This is a genomic window from Streptomyces sp. NPDC089919, from assembly GCF_040684615.1.
Taxonomy (GTDB): domain Bacteria; phylum Actinomycetota; class Actinomycetes; order Streptomycetales; family Streptomycetaceae; genus Streptomyces.
Genome location: NZ_JBFBGK010000093.1, coordinates 17,625 through 34,294, shown reverse-complemented (window position 1 = coordinate 34,294; position 16,670 = coordinate 17,625). Strand labels below are relative to the sequence as shown.

At 74.6% G+C, this 16,670-nt stretch carries 12 protein-coding genes; 4 read left to right on the top strand and 8 right to left on the bottom strand.

From position 1 onward, the window contains the following. Positions 1-548: 548 nt before the first annotated feature. Positions 549-1,745 (bottom strand): DUF2786 domain-containing protein, encoded by a 1,197-nt coding sequence (locus tag AB0O40_RS29180; protein ID WP_365047930.1) that lies wholly within the window; start codon positions 1,743-1,745, stop codon positions 549-551. A gap of 309 nt (positions 1,746-2,054) precedes the next feature. Between AB0O40_RS29180 and AB0O40_RS29175 the strand changes: the two genes are divergently transcribed. Next, positions 2,055-3,389: a transposase gene (locus AB0O40_RS29175; protein WP_365047929.1), complete on the top strand. Its 1,335-nt coding sequence runs from the start codon at positions 2,055-2,057 to the stop codon at positions 3,387-3,389. A gap of 15 nt (positions 3,390-3,404) precedes the next feature. On the opposite strand, the gene AB0O40_RS29170 is transcribed toward AB0O40_RS29175, so the two are convergent. Next, positions 3,405-5,327 carry a GAF domain-containing protein gene (locus AB0O40_RS29170; RefSeq protein WP_365047927.1) on the bottom strand — a complete coding sequence of 641 codons (1,923 nt, stop codon included), beginning with the start codon at positions 5,325-5,327 and terminating at the stop codon, positions 3,405-3,407. A 387-nt stretch (positions 5,328-5,714) separates the two neighbouring features. On the opposite strand from AB0O40_RS29170, the gene AB0O40_RS29165 reads away from it, so the two are divergent. Both AB0O40_RS29165 and pabB read left to right on the top strand, forming a co-directional pair. Further along, positions 5,715-6,338, top strand: a complete 624-nt coding sequence (locus AB0O40_RS29165) for a 50S ribosomal protein L11 methyltransferase (protein ID WP_365047925.1) — start codon at positions 5,715-5,717, stop codon at positions 6,336-6,338. Between the two features lie 58 nt (positions 6,339-6,396). Continuing rightward, positions 6,397-8,589, top strand: coding sequence for an aminodeoxychorismate synthase component I (gene pabB / locus AB0O40_RS29160; RefSeq protein ID WP_365047923.1), 2,193 nt, complete (start codon positions 6,397-6,399; stop codon positions 8,587-8,589). 13 nt (positions 8,590-8,602) lie between these two features. On the opposite strand, the gene AB0O40_RS29155 is transcribed toward pabB, so the two are convergent. Continuing rightward, a complete protein-coding gene (locus tag AB0O40_RS29155) occupies positions 8,603-9,364 on the bottom strand; it encodes a glucose 1-dehydrogenase (protein ID WP_365047921.1) in 762 nt (253 codons plus the stop codon). A 359-nt stretch (positions 9,365-9,723) separates the two neighbouring features. Here AB0O40_RS29155 and AB0O40_RS29150 point away from each other — a divergent pair, with 359 nt between their 5' ends. Further along, positions 9,724-11,400 (top strand): bifunctional 3'-5' exonuclease/DNA polymerase, encoded by a 1,677-nt coding sequence (locus AB0O40_RS29150; protein ID WP_365047919.1) that lies wholly within the window; start codon positions 9,724-9,726, stop codon positions 11,398-11,400. Between the two features lie 40 nt (positions 11,401-11,440). Here AB0O40_RS29150 and AB0O40_RS29145 read toward each other — a convergent pair whose 3' ends face one another. The 5 genes from AB0O40_RS29145 to AB0O40_RS29125 all read right to left on the bottom strand — a co-directional run bounded on the left by AB0O40_RS29145 (position 11,441) and on the right by AB0O40_RS29125 (position 16,600). Continuing rightward, on the bottom strand, positions 11,441-12,691 hold the full coding sequence (locus AB0O40_RS29145) for a hypothetical protein (protein WP_365047918.1): 1,251 nt from the start codon (positions 12,689-12,691) through the stop codon (positions 11,441-11,443). Positions 12,692-12,758: 67 nt separating this feature from the next. Then, positions 12,759-13,271, bottom strand: coding sequence for a SigE family RNA polymerase sigma factor (locus AB0O40_RS29140; protein WP_365047916.1), 513 nt, complete (start codon positions 13,269-13,271; stop codon positions 12,759-12,761). 134 nt (positions 13,272-13,405) lie between these two features. After that, positions 13,406-13,867, bottom strand: coding sequence for a GNAT family N-acetyltransferase (locus AB0O40_RS29135; protein WP_365047914.1), 462 nt, complete (start codon positions 13,865-13,867; stop codon positions 13,406-13,408). A gap of 111 nt (positions 13,868-13,978) precedes the next feature. After that, entirely contained in the window at positions 13,979-15,448 is a 1,470-nt protein-coding gene (ahcY, locus tag AB0O40_RS29130) for an adenosylhomocysteinase (protein ID WP_365047912.1), read from the bottom strand. A 123-nt stretch (positions 15,449-15,571) separates the two neighbouring features. Further along, positions 15,572-16,600: an aspartate-semialdehyde dehydrogenase gene (locus tag AB0O40_RS29125; protein ID WP_365047934.1), complete on the bottom strand. Its 1,029-nt coding sequence runs from the start codon at positions 16,598-16,600 to the stop codon at positions 15,572-15,574. Between the last annotated feature and the right edge of the window lie 70 nt (positions 16,601-16,670).

The following is a 16,670-nucleotide window of genomic DNA, read 5'->3' as shown; positions in this document are numbered from 1 at the left end:
CACGGCGAAGCCGCGAAGTCCCAGGGGTGGGCCTGCCGCAGGGCCTGCAGGCCGCCCCCGTCAAGCGACGCGGGGACCCACACATCCCGACCGCCCGCCCTGCGGTTGCCGCTGCGCGGAGCAGACCCCACCCCACCCCTTCCCGAAACCGGTGGGCGCCGCCCCCGGAGCCCCCGCGCCTCAAACGCCGGCGGGGCTGGGTAAGGGAGACAGCGGGGCTCCGCCCCGACCCCCGCGCCTCAAACGCCGGCGAGGCTGGGAGGGGAGGGCCGGAGGAGACAGTGGGGCGCCGCCCCGAGCCCCGCACCGCCGCTCCGCGACGGTCGCCTCAAACGCCGGCGAGGCTAGTAAAGGGGAACAGCGGGGCGCCGCCCTGGCACCGCCCCCGGAGCCCCCGCGCCTCAAACGCCGGCGGGGCTGGAAGGTACGGACGGTCGCCTCGAACTCCCCCAGCTACCGCTGGGAGGTGCCCCCGGCGGGGCTGGAGGAGGGGTACAGACGGGCTGAAAGGCGGGCGGGGTTCTGCCCTGGCAGTGCGTCCCGTGGCGTCAAGGGGCGAGGGGTTTCCGGCCCCGCCCGCCGGCCACGTCCGCGCGGTCTGCCGCTGCCGTGCCGTCCAGCCAGCCGGCTTCGTCCACGGCGCCGCGGAGGCGGGTGGTCGTGGTGCGGGGGAACATCTCCTCGGCGCGGGAGGTGACGGCCACGTCGCGGGCCGCGAGCACCGGCAGCAGCGCGCCCCCGGCGGCCTCCGCCTCGACCACCTGCTCGGCCGCCTTGGCCAGCCGGTGGCCGACCCGGCTCGCGTAGGCGAGGAAGAACGACTGCCGGAAGGTCTTGGTCCGCTTACGTCCGCCGGCCCGCTGGCCGGCCTCGGCCCGGGTCATCGCGGCGGTGCCCTGCACGAGCAGCGACGCGTGCAGCAGCTCGACCGCCTCCAGGTCCCCCTCGAAGCCCACCACCGTGGAGAAGCCGAAGCCGGAGTTCCACACCGCCTGGCAGCGGTTGGCGGTGGCGACCGCGTCCAGGAGTACCGCCTTGGCCTCCTCATACGGCGGCTCGACGCCGATCCGGCAGGCCCCCGGCCGCTGCCCGGGCCGGGCCAGCGCGGCCTCGTCCAGGGTGTGCCGGGCCATCAGCTCCTGGGCCTTGGCGCTCAGCGCCTCGGCCTCCTCCGGATAGGTGGTGGCCTCCGCCTTGGCCAGCAGGGCCCGGATCCGCCCCAGCGTCTTCGGGTCGCCGTGCTCCAGCGCGACACCGGCCAGCGGGTCCCCCGGTACCGGCCCGACCGGTTCCACCCCGGGCAGCCGGACCAGCAGCCGCAGCGCCTCCAGCACCGCGGTGGCCAGGCTGAACCGGTCCGCCGACTCGCGGGCCGCGAGCCCGGGCGCGTACCGCTCGTCGCTCCCCCACCACACCTCGGCCCCGCCGAGCTCGGCCAGCTGGGCCCGCCACCGCTCGGAGAGCCGCGCCGCCGGGTAGCGCCGCCCCTCGGCCGCGATCAGGTCCAGGACCAGGCGCTCGTGCAGGCCGTCCAGGTCCCGCCGAACCAGCCGCAGGACGTCGGCCGGCTGCCAGCCGCGCTCCCAGGCCCGGCGGACGTACTCCGCACCGCGGGCCAGCAGCTGCCGGCCGGTCTCCGGCCAGGCCCCGGCGTCGGCCGCGAGCAGCGAGGCCCCGGTGTCGAGGCCGCCGTCGTCCTGGGAGGAGAGGGCGGCGGCGAGGGCGCGGTCAACGGTGTCGGTCACGCCCGTCAGCCTCGCACGCGGGCCGCCCGGGCCGCCGGGCGGCATCCGGAACCCATCCGGAACCCGCGGCCGAAGCCCCGTCCACACCCTGTGGACAGTCGCGGCGCGTCGGCCGGGGCGGTGTGGTCCGGCCACACCCCGGACGGCCCGGACGGCCCCGCCACGCCGCCCCGGCCCCCGGACGGTGGTGGCGGGGCGACTGCCCCGGCCCCCACCAGGGTGACCCGCACACCTTCTGGCCAGCAGGGTCCGCGCGCGAGCCTGGGCGACGGGCCGCACGGGGCGGCCCCTCGCCCAGGAGGGAACACGATGGACCAGGTCCTCTGCCCGACCAGGCCGCAGGCGGGAGCGCCGCGGGTGCCGCGCCGGCGCAGTGCCCCGCTCCCGCCCGGCCCGCGCAGGGACGTGCGGGCCGACGGCCCCGGCCGGACCGACACCGTCGGCACCGGCACCGGCACCGGCGGGGAGCCGCGCGACACCGCCGGCACCCAGGCGCGGGCGCTGCGCCGCCAGGAGGCCGCCGACGAGCTGTGCGGTTCGCTGTTCGCCTCCATGCCCCGGCGCGACCAGCGCCAGAAGGGCGAGCAGTACCTGCGCGGGCTGCTGCTGGCGGAGGGCCGCAAGTCCATCCGGAACATCGCCGGGTCCTTCGGGCAGTCGGCACTGGAGCAGAGCCTCCAGCACTTCATCTCCAACTCGCCCTGGGACTGGATGCCGGTGCGGGCCGCACTGGCCTCGTACGCGGCGCGGCTCGGCGCCCCGCACGCGCACGTGGTGCGGCAGCTGTCCATCCCCAAGACCGGCGAGCAGTCGGTGGGCGTGGACCGCTCCTACGACCCCGAGCTCGGCCAGATGGTCCGGGGCCAGCAGGCCTTCGGGGTCTGGCAGGCCTCCGAGGCGGTGAGCACCCCGGTGAACTGGCGGCTCTTCCTGCCCGAGAGCTGGATCGAGGACCTGCCGCGGCGGCACCGGGCGGAGATCCCGGCGGAGTTCACGGCCGAGACGCTGGAGCAGTGCGCGGTCTCGGCGGCCCTGGAGGCCGCCGCCCTGGCCGGCGGCCCCGGCGGCCGGGTCCGGCCGGTGGTGCTGGACCTTCCCCTCCAGCGCCCCGGCCCGGCCCTGCACCGGCTGGCCGCGGCGGGGGTGCCCGCGCTGGTCCGGGTCCGCGAGGAGAGCCGCTTCACGGTCGAGGACCCGGCGCTGCCCGGCTTCGGGGCCGGGCCCCGCTCGGCGGGCCGGATCCTGGCCTCGGTCCGCGGGCTGCGCCGGCCGGCCGGCTGGCTGGACCCGCAGCGGCCGGGCGGCCGCCGGATGGCGCTGGTGACCACGGTCAAGGTGGCGCTGCCCGGGGCGGCCGCGGCCACCGCGGGCCGGCCGGGCGACGGGCTGCTGCTCTTCGGCGAGTGGTCCGACCCGCGCGGCGAGCCGGACCGGATCTGGGTGGCCGGCACCCGCGCCGCGCACCCCGAGGCGCTGCTGCGCACCACGAAGCTGACCGCCCGGGTGGACCGGGACCTGGCCCGGGTGGGCGAGGGTGCGGGACTGCGCGACTTCGAGGGCCGGTCCTTCTGCGGCTGGCACCGGCACATCACCCTGGCCTCCGCGGCCCACGCCATCACGATGGCGGCCGACGGCCGACTCTGACCCCCGCGGGCCGGGTCAGTCCTCCGCGGCGGCCGGGGGCTCCGGGCGCCGGTCCGGGGCCGGCTTGCGGCGCAGCAGCTGCCGGGTCTGGTACAGCCGCAGCGCCAGCTGGAGCTCGAGGGCCGAGGACGGGTCCTGCCAGTGCGGGCCGAGCAGTTCGGTGAGCCGTTCCAGCCGCCGCGAGACGGTGTTGGCGTGCAGGCTCAGGATGTTCGCCGCCCGGGTCGGGCTGCCCTGGGAGGCGAAGTACGCGCCGAGGGTGCGCACCAGCTCGGCTTCGCGCTGCCGGTCGTACGCGAGCACCGGGCCGAGGGTGGACTCGATGTACCGGTCCACGTCCAGGTCCTCGGCGAGCAGCATGCCGAGGAAGCCCAGCTCCTCGGTGGCCGCCGCGCTGCCCGCGCCACCGACCGCGATCACCGCGTCGAGGCAGCGCCGCGCCTCCTGGTGGACCTCCGGGACGGCGGCCAGCTCCCGGGCCGGGCCGGCCGCGCCGACCGAGACCGGCTTGCCGAGCAGCGCGGAGATCTCCCGGTGGGCGTTCTCGGCGGCGCGGGAGGCGTTCTCCTCGGGCAGCAGCAGCACGATGCAGCCGTCGTGGACGGTCTTGAGCCCGCCGGTGCGGTAGGCGTACGAGGAGGCCCAGACCACGGCCTGGCCCAGTTCGCTGCCGTCCGGCCGGACCGCCAGGACGGTGTACGGCCGGGCCGGGTCGATGCCCAGCCGGCGGGCCCGCTCGGCGAGCTTGCGCCGGGCGTGCGGGGCGCCGGCGAGCAGGTCGTCGAAGAGCTCGTCGCGCACCGGCCCGGCGGCGACCGCGGCGCTGCGCTGGAGCAGCAGCATCAGCGCGACGGCCCGGCCGGCGAAGTCGAGGAAGCCCGCCTGCTCGGGGGTGAGCGGTTCGGCGCACTGGAGCAGCAGGATGCCCAGCTCCTGGCTGCCCGCCAGGGCGGGGGTGGCCCAGAGGGCACCGGGGCCGCTCCCGGTGACCGGTACGGGGGTGCGGGCGGCCAGTGCGCTGAGCGCGGCCTTGAGCACCGCGGGCTCGTCGGGGCGGTCCAGCTCGCCGGTGGCGGCCAGGCACTGGCCGAGCGAGTCGTGGACGGCGACGGTGCCGCCGAGTGCGTCGGCGGTGGCCTTGGCGACCTCGGCCATGTCCGCCCCGTCCAGCGCCAGCGCGGCCAGCCGGTCCCGGGCGGCGGACAGGGCCAGCAGGCTCCCGGTCCGGGCCCGCTCGCGGACGTTCTCCTGCTCCAGCCGGGCCGCCTCGGACTGGATCCGGTCCAGCAGCCGGGCCTTCTCCAGGGCGACCGCGGCCAGGTCCGCCAGCGAGCGCAGCAGGCTGACCTCGTCGGGGGTGAAGTGCCGCAGGTTGCGGTCGGCGCCGTAGAGCGCGCCGACGGTGGTCGAGCCCAGGCTCATCGGCACGGCGATGATGGCCCGCAGGCCCTCGGCGCGGACCACGTCGTCGATCCGGTCCGAGTGCGGGAAGGCGCTGTCGTTGAGGTAGTCGGCGGTCCAGAAGGGGGCCCGGCGGTCCTGGGCCACCTCGCCGAGGCCGTGGCCCTCGTCGATCCGCAGGCCGACGTTGAAGACGGTGGTCTCGCCCTGCGAAGAGTGCACGTAGCTGCCGCCCTCGGGCTTGCGCAGGCTGATGTACGCCATGTCGAAGCCCAGCAGCCGGCGGGCCCGGCCGGTGATGACGTTGAGCAGCCCGTCCAGGTCGCTGGGGGAGGCGATGTCGCGGGCGGTGTCGACCAGGGCGGCCATGGCGGCTTCGCGGCGGCGGCGCTCCTCGGCGGAGGCCTGGACGGCGGACGCGAGCTGGACCGCCTGCTCGAGCGCGGCCAGCCGCTCGGGGTCCGCGCCCTGGCTCCGGGCGGTGCGCAGCAGCCCCTCGAAGGCCGTCTTGGGGGCCTCCTGGGCGAGGAGACTCAAAATGGCCAGCGCGTCGGCGTCACCGGATGGCTGTCCGGGCGGGCGGCTGGATGACTCGACCGGCAGTTCCGGCACTGGCAACGCCCCCCGGCGCAAGCAAAATTTCAGTCAAAAGTATTTGGGATCTTAAGATAAGATCCCAGGAGCGGTCAAGACCGGTTCGAGCCCTTGGGAATGTGTCCGCGACACCTTTTCCCAGGTCTCGAGTGTTACCTGGCCACCTTCCAGGGGTTCATGCCGTCGGAAACGATGCAATTGGGGAATCCGGGGCCAGCCGCACCCGGTGGTGAAGAAGGGGTGGGCATGACGGAGATCCGGAGCTACCGGAAGTCTCTGGAGCGCAGCCGCGCTGCTCGCACCCGGCATGACCGGCCGAAAACGTTCGACATGTTCGGCAGCGAGTGGGACCTGCTGGACGACGTGTTCGCGCCGCCGTTCAGCCGCTCCACCGGCGTGGCCATGGAACTCCTCGGCCTCGGCTCCGAGCGCAGCCCTCAGAAGGGCTCGTTCCTGGAGATCGGCTGCGGCACCGGGGTGGTCGCCGTGACCGCCGCGATGCTGGGCTGCGACCGGGTGGTGGCCGCCGACATCAACCCGGAGGCGGTGCGCAACACCGCCCTCAACGCCCGCCGGCACCAGGTCGAGGACCGGCTCCGCGCGGTGCACAGCAACGTCTTCGACGACCTGGACCCGCAGGAGCGGTTCGACGTCGTCTACTGGCACTCCAACTTCGTCCTGGGCCCCGAGGACCTGACCTACGAGTCCGTCCACGACCAGGCGTACGTCGACGCCGGCTACCGCTCGCACACCCGCTACCTCGCCGGGGCCACCGACCGGCTGGCCCCCGGGGGCCGCGCCCTGCTGCACTTCAGCGACCGCGGGGACATCCCCCGGCTGCACGAGCTGGCGCACCGGCTGGGCCGGGAACTGCACATGGTCGCCGGGCGCGCGGACCGGGACGGCGAAGAAACGATCGCGCACATCCTGTACGAGGTGCGGGCCACGGCCTGAGCCGGCGGACCGCGTGAGACAGCCGGCCAGCTCCACCGACAGCAGCACGGGACCGACGGTGCGTACCCTCCTCATCGACAACTACGACTCCTTCACCTACAACCTCTTCCACTACCTGGCGGAGGTGAGCGGGCACGAGCCCGTGGTGCTCCGCAACGACGACCCGGCCTGGCACCCCGGCCTGCTCGAGGACTTCGACAACGTCGTCCTCTCCCCCGGCCCCGGGCACCCCGGTGTCCCGGCCGACTTCGGGATCTGCCGGGAGGTCCTGGAGACCGCCGACCTGCCGGTGCTCGGGATATGCCTCGGCCACCAGGGCATGGCGCTGCTGCACGGCGCCACCGTCGACCGCGCGCCCGAGCCGCGGCACGGCCGGATATCCGCCGTCGAGCACACCGGCGAGGGGCTGTTCGCCGGCCTGCCCAGCCCCTTCGACGTGGTCCGCTACCACTCGCTGGCCGTCACCGACCTGCCCCCGGAGCTGACCGCGACCGCGTGGACCGCCGACGGGGTGCTCATGGGCTTCCAGCACACCGAACGCCCTTTGTGGGGGCTCCAGTTCCACCCCGAGTCGGTACTCACCCGGCACGGCCACGACCTGCTCGCCAACTTCCTGCGGCTGAGCGGCGACTGGCACGCCCGGCGCGGCGCCCGGCCCGCCGGCGGCCGCACCACCGCGCCGGCCCCCGGCACCGGCCTGCTGCCGGACCCCGTCGACGGGCCGCCCTCGCGCAAGCTGCGGGTGCTCGCCGAGCACCTGGTCACCGACTGGCCCGAGGAGGCGGCCTACCAGCACCTCTTCGGCGGCTCCGGGCACGCCTTCTGGCTGGACGGCAGCCGGCCCGACGACGACGCCGGCCGCTTCTCCGTGATGGGCGACGCCTCCGGTCCGCTGGCCCGGATCGCCGAGGCCGACGTGACCAGCGGGACCGTGACCGTACGCTCGGCCGCCGGCCGGGAGGTGGTGAGCGGTCCCTTCCTCGACTGGCTGGACCGGGACCTGCGCTCCCTCTACACCGAACTCCCGGACCTGCCGGGCCCGTTCGCCCTCGGCTGGGTGGGGTACCTCGGCTACGAGCTCAAGGCCGAGTGCGGCGGCAGCGCGGCCCACCGCTCCGAGGACCCGGACGCCACCCTGGTCTTCGCCGACCGGGCGCTGGTCTTCGACCACCTCACCGGCACCACCACCCTGCTCGCCCTGGCCGAGGACGGCGACGAGCGGGCCGCCCGCCGCTGGCTGACCGGCACCGCGGCGACGCTGCGGGGGCGGGCGCCGGGTACGGGCACGGGAGCGGACGAGGACTGCGGTACGGGGACGGGCGCGGACGCCCGGACCGGTGGGGGCACCGCACCGGTCCCGCGCCCGCGGGAGGGTGCGGACGCGCCCGCCGGCCGGATCACCGGCGAGCTGCGGCTGCGCCACGACCACGACGCCTACCTGCGGCTGATCGCCGACTGCCACCGCGAGATCGCGGCCGGCGAGACGTACGAGGTCTGCCTGACCAACATGATCGAGGCGGCCGGGGACCTGGACCCCTGGGCCGGCTACCGCTTCCTGCGCCGGCTCAGCCCGGCCCCGTACGGCGCGCTGCTGCGCTTCGGCGACCTCTCGGTGCTCAGCACCTCCCCCGAGCGGTTCCTGCGGATCGGCGCGGACGGCCGGGCCGAGTCCAAGCCCATCAAGGGCACCCGGCCGCGCGGCGCCACCCCGGACCAGGACGCGGCCCTGGTCGCGGACCTGCTGACCAACGAGAAGGACCGCGCCGAGAACCTGATGATCGTCGACCTGGTCCGCAACGACCTGGGCCGGGACGCGGTCATCGGGTCGGTCGACGCCTCCGAGATCTTCCGGGTCGAGAGCTACGCCACCGTCCACCAGCTGGTCAGCACGGTCCGGGCCCGGCTGCGCCCGGACCGCTCGGCCGTCCGGTGCGTGCGCTCCGCCTTCCCGCCCGGCTCGATGACCGGCGCCCCCAAGATCCGCACCATGCAGATCATCGACACCCTGGAGGCGGGCCCCCGGGGCGTCTACTCCGGCGTCATCGGCTACTTCTCCCTCTCCGGGGCCGCCGACCTGAGCGTGGCCATCCGCACCGCGGTAATCACCCCGGGGCGGGTCCGGTACGGCGTCGGCGGGGCGATCGTCGCCCTCTCCGACCCGGAGGAGGAGTACGAGGAGACGGCCGTGAAGTCCGCCCCCCTCCTGGCCCTCACCGCCACGGCCTTCCCGGACCGCCGCGCCGGGGGCTGAGCCCGGGCGGGGGTCAGGCGGTGACGCCGCCGTCCGCGACCAGGTCGTGGCCGACCACGAAGCTGGCCGCGTCGGAGGCGAGCCACAGCACGGCGTCGACCACCTCGCGGGTGTTGCCGATCCGCCCGATCGGGACGGCGTCCTTCAGCCGGGCCGCGCGCGCCGCGTCGTCCTCGCCGGGCCGCAGCGACATCGGCGTCTCGGTGGCCCCCGGGCTCACCGAGTTGATCCGGATCCCGTCCTTGATGTGGTCCAGGGCGGCGACCCGGGTCAGCACGCTCACCGCGGCCTTGGAGGCCGCGTAGGCCGCCAGGCCCGGGCGCCGGCCGTGGTAGCCGATGTTCGACGAGGTGTTGACGATGGTCCCGCCGCCGTGGCTGCGCATGTGCTGGATCTCGTGCTGCATGGAGAGCAGCACCCCGGTCAGGTTCACGTCCAGCACGGCCTGCCAGTCGGCCAGGTCGAGGTCGCCGACCGGGGCGGGACGGCCGAAGATGCCGGCGTTGTTGTGGGCCACGTGCAGGCCGCCGTGCCGGTTGACGGTGATCTCCACCAGCCGGGCCATGTCCTCGGGCCGGGTGACGTCCGCGGTCACGGCGCTGGCGAGGCCGCCCTCCTCGGTGATCAGCCGCACCGTCTCGGCGATGGACTCGGCCCGGACGCCGGAGGCCACCACGACCGCGCCCTCCCGGGCGAAGCCCCGGGCGCTGGCCCGTCCGATACCGGATCCGGCCCCGGTCACCAGTACGACCTTGCCTGCAAACCGCTCGGTCATCGACCACTCCTCGCTCACCGCCGGTCTCCGCCGACCGGCCCTGCCCCGAGGGCGACGGGATCCGCGGCCATCCGGAGGCGCCGGGCGGCCGAGCCCCCCGACCCGACCACCACGGCGCCTTCGCGCGGACCGCGTGGCACGAAGTGCCTCCCCCTGATCCCCGCCCCCGATGCCCGGACTCTCACACGGTGAGTCACCACGCGGCAACGCTGGGCGGACACTAAGTCAGGTGCGTACCAATCCATCCCCCCAGCTCAGCCCCCTCGCAGCCACGGCGCAGCCGGGCCGGGCGGCCGCAAAGGGGGCGCGTGGGCGTGGCTTCGGGGGGGGTGTCAGAGGGGGGTGGCAGACTCGTACGTGTGCGCGATCGTTGGGCTCTCGGCGAGATGGGGGACGGGGGCGTCCAGACCGTCCCCCTCACCCCCACCGGCCGGCCCGACGGCCCGGTCCGGACCTCCCCCGACCTCGCCACCGCCGTCCGCGAGGCCCCCGCGGCCACCCGCTGGGTCTGGCGGTCCACCGCCGCGGTCTACCCCCGCCTCCTCGCCGAAGGCATCCGCATCGAGCGCTGCTACGACATCGAGGACGCCGAGCTCCTGCTCCTCGGCCACGAGGGCCGCTCCGGCGAACCCCGCTCGGCCGCCGCCGCCTGGGCCCGCCTCACCGGCGCCCCCGTACCGCCGGATCCGCCCCAGCGCCCGGCCGAGCCGGGGAACCAGTCCTCGCTCTTCGAGGACCTGGGCCCCCGCGCCGCCCCCCTCGGCTTCGACGCCCTGCTGGAGGTCTACGCCGACCAGCTCCGCCGCCACGACGCCACCGCCCGCCCCGACCGGATGCGGCTGCTCACCGCCGCCGAGTCGGCCGGCTTCCTGGTCGCCGCCGAGATGAACCGCGCCGGTCTGCCGTGGCGGGCCGACGTCCACCGCGCCCTGCTCACCGACCTGCTCGGCGACCGGTACGCCGGCCGCGGCGAGCCGCGCCGGCTGGCCGAGCTGGCCGACGAGGTGTCCCGGGCCTTCGGCCGCCGGGTCCGCCCCGACCTCCCCGCCGACGTGATCAAGGCCTTCGCCGGGGCCGGCATCAAGCTCCGCTCCACCCGCCGCTGGGAGCTCCAGGAGGTCGACCACCCGGCCGTGGAGCCCCTGATCGCGTACAAGAAGCTGTACCGCATCTACACCGCCCACGGCTGGAGCTGGCTCCAGGACTGGGTCCACGACGGCCGCTTCCGTCCGGAGTACGTCCCCGGCGGCACCGTCACCGGCCGCTGGACCACCAACGGCGGCGGCGCCCTGCAGATCCCCAAGGTCATCCGCCGGGCGGTGGTCGCCGACCCCGGCTGGCGGCTGGTGGTCGCGGACGCCGACCAGATGGAGCCCCGGGTGCTCGCCGCGATCTCCCGCGACCCGGGCCTGATGGAGGTGGCCGGCCACCCCGGCGACCTCTACAAGGCCGTCTCCGACCGGGCCTTCGCCGGCGACCGCGAGATGGCGAAGCTGGCCGTGCTCGGCGCGGTCTACGGCCAGACCTCCGGGGACGGCCTGAAGAACCTCGCCGCCCTGCGCCGCCGCTTCCCGCTGGCCGTCGGGTACGTCGACGAGGCCGCGAAGGCCGGCGAGGAGGGCCGGCTGGTCCGCACCCACCTGGGCCGCACCTGCCCGCCCGCCCACCGTCCCGACGAGGACGACGAGGCGGGCCTGCCGCAGGACGAGGACCGCGACCGGACCCCGGGGTACGCCTCCTCCGACGCCCGCGCCCGCGGCCGGTTCACCCGCAACTTCGTCGTCCAGGGCAGCGCCGCCGACTGGGCCCTGCTGGTGCTCGCCGCGCTCCGGCAGGCCGTCGCCGGGCTCCGGGCCGAGCTGGTCTTCTTCCAGCACGACGAGGTGATGCTGCACTGCCCCGCCGAGGAGGCCCCCCGTGTCGCGGCGGCCATCGGCGAGGCCGCCGACCTGGCCGGCCGCCTCGCCTTCGGCGACACCCCGGTCCGCTTCCCCTTCACCACCGCGGTGGTCGAGTGCTACGCGGACGCCAAATAGGGCGGCGGCCAGCGGGGCGGCCCGGCCGCCCCGCCCCGTCCTAGCCGGTCACCCACGTGGGGCTGAGGGCGATCGCCCGCAGCTGCGCGATGCTCAGGGCCGGCGCCTCCCGGGTGGCCGCGGAGCTCTGCGAACCGGAGTTGAAGGCCGACACCACCACCCGCAGCCCGTCCGGCCGGATCGTGTCGACGGTCCACCACACGACCCCCGTGCCGCCCTTCTCCCCCGGCTTCTGTTCCCACTTGACCTTGGTGCCGTCCGGCAGGGTCGAGACGTTGTCCCCGGTGAAGAGGTCTCCGGCGACGTCCCCCATCCGGGGCTGGACGTTGATCTGCACCAGCGTCCTGCCCTTGCCGTCGTCGACCACGGCGAAGGTCGCGCCGCCGCCGTCGTCCCCGCCCTTCTCCACCACCGTCAGCCCCTTGGGGAGCAGCGACAGGAAGCGCCCCTCGATGTTCCCGACGCCGCCGCCCGGGTCGACGTTCTCGGGCTGCGGGGCCGGCAGGTCGGCCAGCGCCGGCCGCCACCGGGGCGAGGAGACCAGCGCCTTCAACTGCTCGGGGCCCAGCGGCGGATTGGTCCGCGAGGTCTGCGCGCCCTTCTCGGCCGGGGCGTTGTACTCGCTGGCGTCGATCAGGTACCCCTCCGGCGTCGTCAGGGTCGCCCGCCAGGACTTGGTGTCCTCGCGCTTGTCCGGGTACTCGTAGCCCTGGAAGACCATCAGCCGCCCGCCGCCCGGCAGCTTCTGCGTGCTGCACGCGTCGTGGGGGACGTACACCTTGCTCGGGCACTCGGTCATCCCGCGCGCGGTCCGGCCCTTGGGGTCGAAGCGGCTGAGCGAGATGCCGACCGCCGCCGGGCCGTGCCCGTCGTCGAAGACCCCGGAGGCGGAGGCCGCCACGTCGCGCGTGCCGACGCCCCGGGTCTCGCTCCACTGCCCGCTCGGCAGCAGCGACTTCAGCGTCGCGACCATCTGCTCGCCGCTGACCTTGCCGCCGCCCCTGGGCTGCTCGTCCCCGCCGGACCCCCGTACCGGCGGGGACGTCGCCACCGACACCCCGACCTTCCCCACGCCGCCGCCGGAGCCGCCGCCGAACAGCGCGTCGGACCAGGCCCCCGCGGTGGCCGCGACCGCGACGGTCAGCACGCCGCCGGTCACCACCGCCAGCCGCCGCCGCGCCAGCCGCCGGCGGCCCCGGACCTCGCCCCCGTCGAGGAGGGCCTGTTGATCGGCGCCGAAACCCTCCCCCGTCCGCCGGAGGGCCTGTCCGAGATCATCTTCAAAGGGCATGCGGAACCACACCTTCCAAGGCGTTGTCATGAGAAAGGAGGACGAACAGGAGCATCGCGCCGGCGTCTCAGCGCAGGGCGAACTCCCCCAGAGCGCCGCCCAGTTGCTCGCGCAGCCGGGCCAGGGCCCGGGTGCATCTGGTCCGCACCGCCGCCGAGCTGACGTTCATCGCGTCGGCCGTCTCCTCGACACTGCGGTCCTCCCAGTAGCGCAGCACGATCACCGCCCGGTCCTTGGGCGCGAGCCGCCCGAGCGCCGCCAGCAGCGTGATCCGCAGCTCCGGATCGGCGTCCGGGGCCGCGCCCGTGTCGGGCAGTTCGTCCTGCGGGCGCTCCGAGGAGGAGTGCCGCCGGCGGTGCGTCAGGAAGACCCGCACCAGCACGGTCTGCGCGTAGGCGGCCGGATTGTCGATCCGCGCCAGCCGCCGTCCCCACAGCACGTACATCCGGCCCAGGGTCTCCTGCACCAGGTCCTCCGCGAGGTGCGTGTCCCCGCTGGTGAGCAGGCAGGCCGAGCGGTACAGGTGCCCGGTCCGCGCAGCCGCGAACTCACGGAACCCGTCCGAACGCGACCACGCCATCGGTCCCCCCGCCTTCCGGTACGTGCCCACCACGCCCCTCCACCTTTACGACGCGCCGACACCCGGCGGATGTTTCACCGGTTCGCGAAAAATTTTCCGCGGGGCCGTCGGGGCGCGGGCGGCGCCGGAAGGGCTCAGGCCGACGCCCGCCAGTAGACGTGGAACCCCTCCCGGACGAACCCCTCGTCCTCGTAGAGGGCCTGCGCGACGTCGTTGTCGTACGCCGTCTCCAGCTGGACCCCGGCCACCCCCGCGGCCCGCGCCCCCTCGACCACCTCCCGCAGCAGCGCCCGGCCGGCCCCGGTCCGCCGCCCCGCGGGCGCGACGAAGAGGTCGTACAGCACCCAGACCGGCCGCATCTCCAGCGACGAGAAGGTCGGGTACACCTGCGCGAAGCCGATGGCGGCCCCGGCGGCGTCCTCGGCCAGCCACACCAGGGACTCGCCCCGGCCCAGCCGCTCCCCGAGGTACCCCCGGGCCCGCTCCTCGTCCCCGGCCACCTCGTAGAACTCCAGGTACCGCAGGAACAGGGGCACGACCGCCCCGAGATCCGCCACCCCGCCCGCCCGCACCCGCACACCCGCACTCGATTCCATGCCGCCACCCTAGGACCCGCCCCCCGGGGTCCGGACAGCACTGCGGGGCACGTGCGCCGGAGGTTCCGGCACCCGTGCCCCGCGGTCCGCGGTGCTACCCGCGCAGGTGGATCAGTAGCGGTAGTGGTCGGCCTTGTACGGGCCGGCCACGTCCACGTCGATGTACTCCGCCTGCTCCTTGGTGAGCGTGGTCAGGTTCGCGCCGACCGCGGCCAGGTGCAGTCGGGCCACCTTCTCGTCCAGGTGCTTCGGCAGGATGTAGACCTGGCGCTCGTACGCACCCGGGTTGGTGTGCAGCTCGATCTGGGCGATCGTCTGGTTGGCGAACGACGCCGACATCACGAAGCTGGGGTGCCCGGTGGCGTTGCCCAGGTTGAACAGGCGCCCCTCGCTGAGGACGAGCACCGCGTGGCCGTCCGGGAACTTCCAGGAGTGGACCTGCGGCTTGATCTCGGTCCGCTCGATGCCCGGGACCTCGGCCAGGCCGGCCATGTCGATCTCGTTGTCGAAGTGACCGACGTTGCCCACGATGGCGTGGTGCTTCATCTTGGCCAGGTCGGCGGCCATGATGATGTCCTTGTTGCCGGTCGTGGTGATGAAGATGTCGGCCTCTTCGACGACCTCGTCGAGGCGGACGACCTTGAGGCCGTCCATGGCCGCCTGGAGCGCGCAGATCGGGTCGATCTCGGTGACCACGACCCGGGCACCCTGGCCGCGCAGCGACTCGGCCGCGCCCTTGCCGACGTCCCCGTAGCCGAGGACGACCGCGAGCTTGCCGCCGATCATCACGTCGGTGCCGCGGTTGATGCCGTCGATCAGGGAGTGGCGGATGCCGTACTTGTTGTCGAACTTGCTCTTGGTGACCGAGTCGTTGACGTTGATGCCCGGGAAGAGCAGCACGCCGTCCTTGGCCAGCTTGTAGAGGCGGCGGACACCGTTGGTGGTCTCCTCGGAGACACCGATGATGGACTGCGCCATCCGCGTGTACTTGCCGGGCTCCTCGGCGACCGAGCGGCGCAGGGTCTCCAGGACGATCCCGTGCTCCTCGGAGTCCTCGGGACCCTTGGCCGGGACCGCGCCGGCGGCCTCGTACTCGACACCGAGGTGCACGAGCAGGGTGACGTCGCCGCCGTCGTCGACGATCGAGTCGGGGCCCGAGCCGTCCGGCCAGGTGAGCAGCTGCTCGGTGCACCACCAGTAGTCCTCGAGCGTCTCGCCCTTCCAGGCGAAGACCGAGCAGCCCTGCGGGTCGTCCACGGTGCCGTTCGGGCCGACGACCACGGCCGCGGCCGCGTGGTCCTGGGTGGAGAAGATGTTGCAGGACACCCAGCGCACGTCCGCGCCCAGCGCCGCCAGGGTCTCGATGAGGACCGCGGTCTGGATGGTCATGTGCAGCGAGCCGGCGATCTTCTTGCCGCGGAGCGGCTGCTGGTCGGCGTACTCACGGCGCAGGGCCATCAGGCCGGGCATCTCGTGCTCGGCCAGCTCGATCTCCTTGCGGCCGAACGCGGCGAGCGAGAGATCGGCGACCTTGAAGTCGTGGACCGAGCCTGCACTGTCTGCTATGCGTGAGTTGCTCACGGGATCCCCTCTGAAAGCCATTTGCGTTGCTGCGATGGAGCGTATCGGCTCCGCCGGCCGGCCGGGCGGGCCACCCGGGGCTTCACCCTCGGGGGTGGCCGGCCCGGCCGGACCGGGGGCCGGTCACCGTCCGGCGGCGATGAGCTCCGCGATCTGCACGGTGTTCAGCGCCGCGCCCTTGCGGAGGTTGTCGTTGCTGATGAAGAGCACCAGCCCGCGTCCGCCGTCGACGCTCTGGTCCTGCCGGATCCGGCCGACGAAGCTCGGGTCCAGGCCGGCCGCCCCGAGCGGCGTCGGGATCTCGCTCAGCTCGACCCCGGGGGCCACGGCGAGCAGCGCGGTGGCCTCCTCGACCGTGATCGGTGCGTCGAACTCGGCGTGCACGGAGAGCGAGTGGCCGGTGAAGACGGGGACCCGCACGCAGGTGCCGGACACCTTCAGTCCGGGCACCCCGAGGATCTTGCGGCTCTCGTTGCGGAGCTTCTGCTCCTCGTCCGTCTCCAGGGAGCCGTCGTCGACCAGCGAGCCGGCGAACGGCACCACGTTGAAGGCGATGGTGCGCGGGAAGACGGCCGGCGCGGCGAAGTCCACGGCCGTGCCGTCCATCGCCAGCTCGGTGCCCAGCCCGGCCGCCTGGCGCGCCTGGCCGTCGAGCTCCCCGAGGCCGGCCACGCCGCCGCCCGAGACCGCCTGGTAGCTGCTCACCTGGAGCCGGACCAGCCCGGCCAGGTCGTGCAGCGGCTTCAGCACGGGCATCGCCGCCATGGTGGTGCAGTTGGGGTTGGCGATGATCCCCTTGCGGGCTTCCTTGATCGCCTCCGGGTTCACCTCGGCGACCACGAGGGGCACGTCCGGGTCCAGCCGGAAGGCGGAGGAGTTGTCGATGACGATCGCGCCGGCCGCGGCGAACTTGGGCGCGAGCGCCCGGGAGGTGGCACCGCCGGCGGAGAAGATCGCGACGTCGAGGCCGCTCGGGTCGGCCGTGGCGGCGTCCTCGACCACCACCTCCGCCCCCTTCCACGGGAGCGTGCTGCCGGCCGAGCGGCTGGAGGCGAAGCAGCGGAGCTCGGCCACCGGAACGTCCCGCTGTTCGAGGATGCTGCGGATGACGGTTCCGACCAGGCCGGTCGCGCCGACGATACCGATCCGCAGACCCGTGCGTACTGCTGCCTCGTTGGCAGGGGACATCCTGAACTCCTTGTGGTGTGGGGCGGCTTGGGGA